The sequence below is a fragment of the Sodalis sp. (in: enterobacteria) genome, assembly GCF_047607725.1.
Lineage (GTDB): Bacteria > Pseudomonadota > Gammaproteobacteria > Enterobacterales > Enterobacteriaceae > JBLKSS01.
This window is the reverse complement of the sequence record NZ_JBLKSS010000103.1, coordinates 1-8,443: the sequence shown is the minus strand read 5'-3', so window position 1 is coordinate 8,443 and position 8,443 is coordinate 1. Positions and strand designations below refer to the sequence as shown.

At 51.4% G+C, this 8,443-nt stretch carries 8 protein-coding genes and 3 pseudogenes; 9 read left to right on the top strand and 2 right to left on the bottom strand.

Annotation, left to right across the window (positions count from 1 at the left end):
* The 6 genes and pseudogenes from ACMX3H_RS09740 to ACMX3H_RS09715 all read left to right on the top strand — a co-directional run.
* Nucleotides 1-1,576: pseudogene (locus tag ACMX3H_RS09740) on the top strand (hypothetical protein); the annotation flags it as partial.
* A 79-nt stretch (nucleotides 1,577-1,655) separates the two neighbouring features.
* On the top strand, nucleotides 1,656-1,997 hold the full coding sequence (locus tag ACMX3H_RS09735) for a hypothetical protein (protein ID WP_415210668.1): 342 nt from the start codon (nucleotides 1,656-1,658) through the stop codon (nucleotides 1,995-1,997).
* Nucleotides 1,994-3,604 (top strand): annotated as a pseudogene (gene terL, locus ACMX3H_RS09730) (phage terminase large subunit). Before ACMX3H_RS09735 ends, terL begins: the two are co-directional and overlap by 4 nt.
* Nucleotides 3,605-3,619: 15 nt before the next feature.
* Complete coding sequence (locus ACMX3H_RS09725) at nucleotides 3,620-4,462, top strand: phage tail fiber protein (protein ID WP_415210667.1); 843 nt, start codon at nucleotides 3,620-3,622, stop codon at nucleotides 4,460-4,462.
* Nucleotides 4,463-4,472: 10 nt separating this feature from the next.
* Nucleotides 4,473-4,901 (top strand): hypothetical protein, encoded by a 429-nt coding sequence (locus ACMX3H_RS09720; protein WP_415210666.1) that lies wholly within the window; start codon nucleotides 4,473-4,475, stop codon nucleotides 4,899-4,901.
* A 310-nt stretch (nucleotides 4,902-5,211) separates the two neighbouring features.
* Entirely contained in the window at nucleotides 5,212-5,634 is a 423-nt protein-coding gene (locus tag ACMX3H_RS09715; RefSeq protein WP_415210669.1) for a tail fiber assembly protein, read from the top strand.
* A 36-nt stretch (nucleotides 5,635-5,670) separates the two neighbouring features.
* Here ACMX3H_RS09715 and ACMX3H_RS09710 read toward each other — a convergent pair whose 3' ends face one another.
* Nucleotides 5,671-6,348, bottom strand: a complete 678-nt coding sequence (locus ACMX3H_RS09710) for an Ail/Lom family outer membrane beta-barrel protein (protein WP_415210665.1) — start codon at nucleotides 6,346-6,348, stop codon at nucleotides 5,671-5,673.
* A 255-nt stretch (nucleotides 6,349-6,603) separates the two neighbouring features.
* Between ACMX3H_RS09710 and ACMX3H_RS09705 the strand changes: the two genes are divergently transcribed.
* From ACMX3H_RS09705 to ACMX3H_RS09695, 3 genes and pseudogenes are all read left to right on the top strand, one after another.
* Nucleotides 6,604-6,831 (top strand): class II holin family protein, encoded by a 228-nt coding sequence (locus ACMX3H_RS09705; RefSeq protein WP_415210664.1) that lies wholly within the window; start codon nucleotides 6,604-6,606, stop codon nucleotides 6,829-6,831.
* Nucleotides 6,815-7,342, top strand: a pseudogene (locus tag ACMX3H_RS09700) (lysozyme). Before ACMX3H_RS09705 ends, ACMX3H_RS09700 begins: the two are co-directional and overlap by 17 nt.
* Nucleotides 7,339-7,692: a hypothetical protein gene (locus ACMX3H_RS09695; protein WP_415210663.1), complete on the top strand. Its 354-nt coding sequence runs from the start codon at nucleotides 7,339-7,341 to the stop codon at nucleotides 7,690-7,692. Before ACMX3H_RS09700 ends, ACMX3H_RS09695 begins: the two are co-directional and overlap by 4 nt.
* Before the next feature lie 347 nt (nucleotides 7,693-8,039).
* On the opposite strand, the gene cysZ is transcribed toward ACMX3H_RS09695, so the two are convergent.
* On the bottom strand, nucleotides 8,040-8,443 hold a 404-nt coding region (gene cysZ / locus ACMX3H_RS09690; protein ID WP_415210662.1), incomplete at its 5' end, for a sulfate transporter CysZ.

Here is an 8,443-nt window from a genome sequence, read left to right as displayed (position 1 = left end):
GGCCATACAACAAACCCACCAATAATTCAAGACGTCCTCCACGGGGCGCTTACCACCTGGACGGCATTAGTAAAGATATCGCGTTGGTGGAAACCTACGGCCCTAACCCCGATCATGTGTTCCGCTCTCTGCTTGACGAGCTGGCGGCTAAAACCGCTGACGAAACGCCATCACGAACCGGCAAAATAAAAAACCTAAAGAACAAAACGGAGAGCCTTTACAACTTTATCGCAGGTAAAACGCAGCCGGTCGCCAATCCTCATATTGCCCGCTGGGCGGATCACGTACGTAACTGGCTAGTGGCTTCGCGGTTAGGATCGGCGCTGATTTCCTCGCTGTCCGATAACGGCACGATGTACCTGACTGCCAAGGTCAATAACTTGCCGATAGCACAGCTATTACGCAATCAGCTTGCGGCGATGAACCCGGCGAAATAAGGACGAGCTCCGGCTTGCCCGCGGCGCTGGCCTGGCGATGGAAACCTTGTTAGGAAGCGTTAACCGATGGGCGACCGATAATATGGGCCCTTCTGCCTCACGTTGGGCCGCAAACGCGGTGATGCGGGCAAGTTGGGCTATCCGCGTGGTCGGATGCGCATAAGCGGGCCTACGGCGTGACTATGATGGGCGGTATTGGTAACCTTGTACGCAAGCATGCGGACATCGCAAAAATTGCTGATGAGGACGCGCGAATACTGAAAAGCAAAGGTATCACCTCGCAAGATTGGAAGATATGGAAGCTGGCCGAGCAAGAGGACTGGGGAAACGGCAACACAACGATGTTAACCCCGGAAAGCATCATGCGTATCCCGAACGAAAAACTTGCGGCGTTTGGTAATGCCGAGCGGGTTAAATTTGAGGCGATGCGCAAATTGCTCGGCGCCGTAAGCGAGGAAGTGGATATGGCGGTGGTTACGCCCGGTGCGCGCGAGCGCATGGTGACCGGCGCGGCGATGCAGCGCGGGGACTGGCGAGGCGAGCTTGTGCGTAGTGTTTTTTTCTTCAAATCTTTCACCATCGCGGTCATGATGAGTCATTGGTCACGTGCGTTGAATATGCCCTCTGCGGGTGGTCGTGCGGCGTATCTGGCGAGCACGACAGTATTGGGCGCGATGTCCCAACAAATCAGTGAGGTCATTGCGGGACGTAACCCGCGGGATATGACAGGCGATAAAGCCCTGCAATTTTGGGTCAATGTCTTTTTAAAGGGCGGCGGTGTGGGCTTGTATGGTGATTTTCTGCTTTCCGACCACACCCGGTATGGCTCTGGCGCATTGGCCTCCATGCTCGGTCCAGTGGCGGGGGTCGTCGATGACGTCATTAAACTGTTGCAGGGGGTCCCGCTCAATGCGGTCGAGGGTAAGCCGGAACAAACGGGGGGCGATCTCGTCAAGTTTGCCAAGGGCATGATACCAGGGCAAAATTTATGGTATACTAAGGCGGTGCTTGACCATATGGTCTTTAATCAGCTACAGGAAATCTTTTCACCGGGCTACTTGCGTCGAATGGAAAAGCGTTCCCGGAAAGAGTTTAATCAAACCTACTGGTGGCGTTCGCAGGACAGGCTGCCGCAATAAACCCGCTAGCGCTAATCGGTCGGGATCCCGACCTTTCAGCAAGTCCATGATAGCCCTGTGATAATCACGGCGCTTTTTTATGCATAACGATGAAAAAACACGTCTCAGCAAGCTGAGTGATAAATTAACGGATGTGGTGCTGGAAGAGACCGATCCGGATAACTGGCCTGGCGCCGGAAAGGCCATTGACGCATACACCCAACAGGAGCGCGGCGATCGCTACTGGTTCAAGAAGAACGCAGTGGCCACGCTGACGCTGTTAACCAAGGTGCATACGCTTATCGGCCTGCAGACGTGTGGTGGAACGCCAGGAGGCCGCCCTAGCGATGATGATGAGGCTTTCGAGCTGGGTCAACAGGTTGCTAGTGCCGAGCGAGAAGCGGAGAAAATCATTGCGCGCATACAGAAAGGGAAGACATGACGTCTTTCCTCGCTTTCTTCCTGATATGGGCGGAGCGCATGGGATGGGATGTGCCCGACTGTCATTATCGCGCTTGCTACTGGCTGGAGCATCGCGGCAATCTGGCGGTGCTCCGTTGCTTTCGTGGCTTCGGTAAATCGACTATTCTAGCTGTTTATAATGCCTGGCGGTATTTCCGTGATCGGCAGTACCGTATTCTTCATCAGTCTGAATCTGATTCCACCGCCCGTAAAACCAGTCGCGACACGCAGAACGTGCTGCGTAACCATCCGCTAACGAAAGGTATGTTGCCCAAAAGCATCGGTGCCGTTGAGCAATGGTCGGTTGAGGGCGCGCACGACAGGCGCAATGCCAGCATGTTCGCAAAGGGGATCCTTTCAAACGTCACCGGCGCGCGTGCGAACGAATGCCAAAACGATGACGTGGAAGTCCCCTGCAATATTCAGACACCAGAAGCCCGCGAAAAGCTGCGTTACCGTCTGAGTGAGCCGACGCATATTCTTATTCCCGGAGGCCGAAAATTGTTTATCGGTACACCCCATACCCATGACAGCCTGTACGACGAGATGGAGGCCGCTGGCGCGGATTGTCTGACCATCAAACTGTTTGCTCATGAGTATCGCATTGAGGCTAATGAGGCGGTCAGTCTGCGCTATACGCTGCTGTTTCGACCTGAGTATGTCTTTATGGGGATCCACAATGGGGCGCGACTGCTGGTTGAGCACGTGGATTATCGGCTGACAGAAGACGGCATAGCGTTTGCGGCACCACCCGAAACGATGATTGACTGTTACGCGGGCTGTCAATGGCCCGAACGTTTCAACGCGTAGGAGCTTGAAACCCGGTGTAAGGACTATCGAACGGTTAACGAATGGGATAGTCAATATCAGCTGCACAGTAAGCCCATAGGTGAGGTGCGTCTCGATCCTGACCGCATCCGTAAGTACAACGTACAGCCGGAGATACGCTACGCAAACCGGGCGTGCTCGTTGTGGCTGGGGGTTACGCAGATTGTTGGTGCCGTCGCCTGGTGGGACGTGGCATCCGGGAAAGTAAAAGCAGATGTCAGCGCCTTTTCCTTGATGCTGACCGATGCGCGGGGTCACCTTTACTGGCAGGTATGCCAGGCGCTCATCGGCGATCTGGCCGAGTTCGATGACAAGAACAAACTCATCGGTGGGCAGGTGATGCAGATTAAAGCACTGGTACTCAAATACCAGATCCCGGTCGTCTGTGTCGAAGTCAACGGTCCTGGTCTCTTTGTCGGCAAAATATTGCGTCAAGCGCTTAAGGGGACCGGTTGCGGTGTTCGTGAAAAGATAAGCGTAACCAAAAAGCAGAAACGTATTCTTGATGCGTTTGAAGCGCCATTATCATCGCGTTTCCTGTGGGCGCACAGCGATGTGCTTGACGGCCCGATGTACGACCAGATGCGGGAGTTTAACCCTGCGCTTACCGATCAACCGGATGACTATATTGATTCCGGTGCCGGTGCCATCAGTCAAACGCCGGTACGCATCGGTAAAGTAGTCGGGATCCCGACCACTCGGGCGCGCGAAAATTGGCAGTTAAGTGACGGCGAGCACAGCGTCGACGTTGATTACTAGCCAGGAGAGTGCGCCATGTCGGTACCCAATCAGACGCCCTACGTTATTTATACCGCGAACGGGCTGACAACGGTTTTTCCGTTTGAATTTTATATTATCWGTGCCGCAGATCTTCARGTCAYGGTTAACGGYGTCGAAGTGAATACRGGGTATRCCGTGACAGGCACGGGTAATCTGGGYGGTGGCAATGTGACATTCCTTACCCCACCCGCCACYGGCGCGACKGTGATGCTGGAGCGTGTGGTGCCAACGACCCGGTTGACGGATTATCAGGATAACGGCGACATGYTGGCYGATACGGTTAACAAGGATTTTGACCGYCTYTGGATGGCTATTCAGCGTTCTTTTATCCAGATTGRTTTGGTKATGCGCCGTCCGCTGACGGGGTTGCCCTTTAATGCCGAAGGCTATCGTATCTCTCGGCTGGGCTCCCCCCTGGATAGCCAGGATGCGGCCACGAAAGGCTATAGYGACACGCTTCACGAAAAGAGCAACAGATATGCTGATGAGTTGAATAGCAAAACCAACCAGCATGTTGAAGAACTGGATGCAAAAACCAATCAGCACGTAGAAGCGCTCAACAGCGCGACGAATACTCGCGTTACCGAATTGGATAAGGCGACCAACGAGCGGGTCGGCCAGCTTCACGCTGACATCTCGAATCGCGCCTTGCGTGCGCCTGAAGCTGCAATTTCTCCCATACCGGATGTCGCCAAGCGAGCCGGGAAATTGCTCTCTTTTGATGAATTGGGCGCACCGATTGCGGCGTTACCGCCCACCGGCAGTGCCGCCGATGTATTAACCGAGCTGGCGAAACCCGATGGGGCCCCGGATTGGCAGCCAACGGCCAGGCGGTAAAAGCGAAACCGTGCAGCAGGCGTTAACGAGCATCCGCAAAGAAGCAGAAAAGAAATTCGATAAAACCGGCGGCACCGTTAATGGCCCGCTGACGGTCGAAGGTAATGCCAATTTTACAGGTGAGGATTATCTGGATAAATTCGGCGTCATCACCGACAAGAAAAATAATGTGCGCGAAACCAATGGACTACGAATAAGCGGTGTTGAAGGTAATCGTGCGGATTTTCGATATTTTGAGCAAATCGGCCAGGGTGCTTCCCTGAAACTTAATGTTATCGCCGGGAACGATAATGGCGAGTTTACTTTTAGCCAAAGAGGCAATTTTCGCGCCCGTGGCGGGGCGATATTTGGCGGCAATGTAACTGTTTCCTGGGGGGAAGAACTGCAATTTATCACGAAAACGGCGATATCGATGGCCCCATTTGGGGTGGGAATCTAAGCGGCTGGCTCACTAATCAACTTCAAAATCGCACGCGCACACAAGTTTCTGGTGGTCGTGACGGATGGTGATACAAGGACGAATTGTCGGGATTCATTTTTCAGGGCGGCGTCGTTAAGCATGTCAGCAACGCGGTCCGTGTAAGTTTTCCTATTGGTTACCAAAGAGAGTGTTTCGGTGTTCAAATGACATTTTTGGGCAACGTAAAATCAGACGGCATATCTGCAGCAGAKGTTGAGAATAGCGGCTTTACTGCATGGATGCATGCAATAGGAACACAATCCTATTGGTGGGCGGTGGGGGTGTGACGATGAGTTACGGATATAGCGCAAAAACGAATACGTTCTATTTGATTGAAAACCAGAAAGGTTACGCTGAACATGGAAACTGGCCGGATGATGTTAAACCCGTTAGCGACGAGTTGTGGGAAAAGTACTGTGTACAGGGGCCAACGGGCAAGACGCGCGGTGCGGACAAAGACGGCTTGCCCTGCTGGGTCGATATTCCTCCACCAACGATTGAAGAATCCAGGCGCAATGCTGAATACATGAAGCGGCAGCGGATGGACGAAGCTGTGCGCATTATGGCACCACTGGAAGATGCCGTAGACCTGGACATGGCAACAGAAGCGGAAACAGTGGCATTGCTGGCGTGGAAAAAGTACCGCGTGCTAATGAACCGTGTGGATATCACCCAAGCGCCGGATATCGACTGGCCGGAGCGGCCCGTGTGATGGAATATCCCACACAACGTGCGGGATTTGTATGACTTAAAACTTATAACCAATGCCTAAGTTAAACCCATTAGCATTACCTCGTTCAGTACCGGTCCATGCGGCATCAATAACAAAGTTCTTATAAGCATTAAATTGCAAGCCCAAAGCATAAGCGAATGATGTTTGGTTTGAACTTGAGCTATGACTTATCTCTTTAGCGGGAGTTGTTGCATAGTCGTGCATGTAATTATCAAACTTCTGATGTGCTACGCCGACTAAACCAAATGCACTGACCCAATCATTAGCTCTAATGGTGGGGCCGATGAACAGAGAGACATACCGTGATTTGATGTCATTACTAAATGATTTTTCTATTTCTTTTGGCTTTTTCTTCTCTGCTGCCTTTCCTGCTTCAAAATAGTTGCTCATTGAACTGGAAGCGTAGCTTACAGCCCCCATTACGCCCCAGGTATCGTCAAATTCATAGCGATAGCGGACGAATACGCCCTGTGGGTCTTTTTCGCTGTCAGCGTTATGGGTGAGCAGGTTAGAAACGCCATTTATGTGGGAATCATAATCAGCTTTATTTTTTGAATAGGCATCATGGGCAAAGCCACCATTTACAGAAGCATATCCGAAGGAGAGTGTTTGATCACCTGCGTCTGCATGTACGGTAGGCATTGCAATTATTGATAGCAGTAATAACGAATCCGCATACTCAATGTTGTTCATTTTTTATTTCCTTTACATGTAAAGAGGCTCAACAAAAAACTACAGTAGTTTACGTGTTGGTCTGAATCAGTCAATTTTTAATTGTCATGACTTCCGGAATTATGTTTGTTTAAATGTATTAAATTTAATGTAATGCAATTAAATCAATATTATTGAAATCCAATTCACTTTTTATAGTCAGGATCCCGACCGCTCGCTCGTCTTACTCTCCCTGGCATTACACAGTGTAATTCCCTGCGGGGGTAAGGCATGAAAATGAATAACATCTCGGACGTTGCGGCGGGACTATCCTACGGCACGTCATTAGGAAGCGGCGGCTATTGGCTGCTTCAGCTTATGGATACCGTCAGTCCGGGTCAATGGTCTGCTATTGGCGTGCTGGCATCGGTATTTTTTGGTCTTTTGACGTATCTCACCAATCTGTATTTCAAAATCAAAGATTACCGGCAAAAAAAGGCACTGAGCGATGGCGAGCAAAAGTAAATTCAGTGCAGCCATGTTGGCGTTAATCACTGCCGGTGCGACGAGCACGGTAATGATGTCGCAGTTTCAGAATGAAAAAGAAGGGCTGCGGGCGTGGGCGTACTAGGACGGTGGCGGCGTCTGGACTATCTGCGGCGGCACCACCTTCGTTAACGGCAAGCCTGTAGTCAAAGGGATGCGGTTGTCTGTGGACCAATGCGAGAAAATTGATAAGGCCGAGCAGGCTAAAGCTCTGGCTTGGGTGGAAAGGAATGTTCGAGTGCCACTGACCGAGACGCAAAAAGTGGGCATTGCGTCATTCTGCCCGTGGAGCATAGGCCCGGCCAGATGCTTTTCGTCCACGTTCTGGAAAAAGCTCAACGCCGGGGATCGCCGCGGTGCCTGTGCCGAAATCAGGCGCTGGATTTTTGATGGTGGCAGGGATTGCCGTATCCGTTCAAATGACTGTTACGGTCAGGTGCTGCGGCGTGAACAGGAAGCAGAACTGACATGCTGGGGGCTTGACGAATGAACGCAAAACTTATCGCGCTGATTGCCGTTCTTACTGTGGTCTCCGGGGCATTCTGGGCCGGTTATCTAAAAGGCTGGTACGCCCATAGCGACCATGTAAATAGTCAGGCTAAGGCAAAGCACTTGGAAATAGAAAAAGCAGTGAATACCGGTGAGAAGAAAGCCGTTGATGCCAACGCGGCGGCCAATGTGATTTACCGAACCGTTTATCGCAATGTGGTGAAGTATGTTGACAGTCCGAATCGTAGTGTATGCCGGTTTGATGATGACGCTGTGCGGTTGCGGCAGCGTGCAATCGACGCGGCCAACCATATCCCCGGATTTGATGATGCCACCGTGCAAGGTAAGTGACGCCGGGAAGAACAGCGACGAAGATCTTCTGGCGGATATTCAGACCGAGGAATGTGTGCGTGAATTACGCACCACAATCTACCGCTGGCAGTCGTGGTATGAAGCGACGGAATGATTTCACATTTAGGCGGACTGGTCGATTTTTAACCTATGTCAGCGAATGAATGTGCTGACAAAGTGAAAAAATCAAGCGAAAAACCTTCTGCAAAACTATTTTTAATTAGTTGTTTTTACTGGTGATTTACTTTTTCATTTTGCTCATCCTAATGAAGGTAAAAATCATAAAAAATTAATAAATAACATTAACTTATATTGAGTATTGGTATGTTTTATTAAGAGATAAGTTTTTAAAAACCGGATACAGTATGGCCGGCGCGATATTTGTCCACCCACATCGCCGTGGCGCCACACACCGCCACCGGCAAAATCACCAGATTCACCACCGGTATCAGGGTAAACAGACTTACCAGCGCCCCGAACTGCATATTCGCCACCTTGTGACGGCGCAGCGCGGCGTGCATCGCTGGAAACGGGACCTTATGATTATCGAACGGATAATCGCAGTATTGAATCGCCAGCATCCAGGCGCTGAAGAGGAACCACAGCACCGGGACCAGCGTTTGGCCAATGGCGGGGATAAAATTCAGGGCCAGTAATATCAGCGCCCTGGGGAGGTAATAGCACAGCTTCACCCATTCGCGGTGCAACATGCGCGGCGTATCGCGCATCAAATCCACCAGGCCGCTGTCCG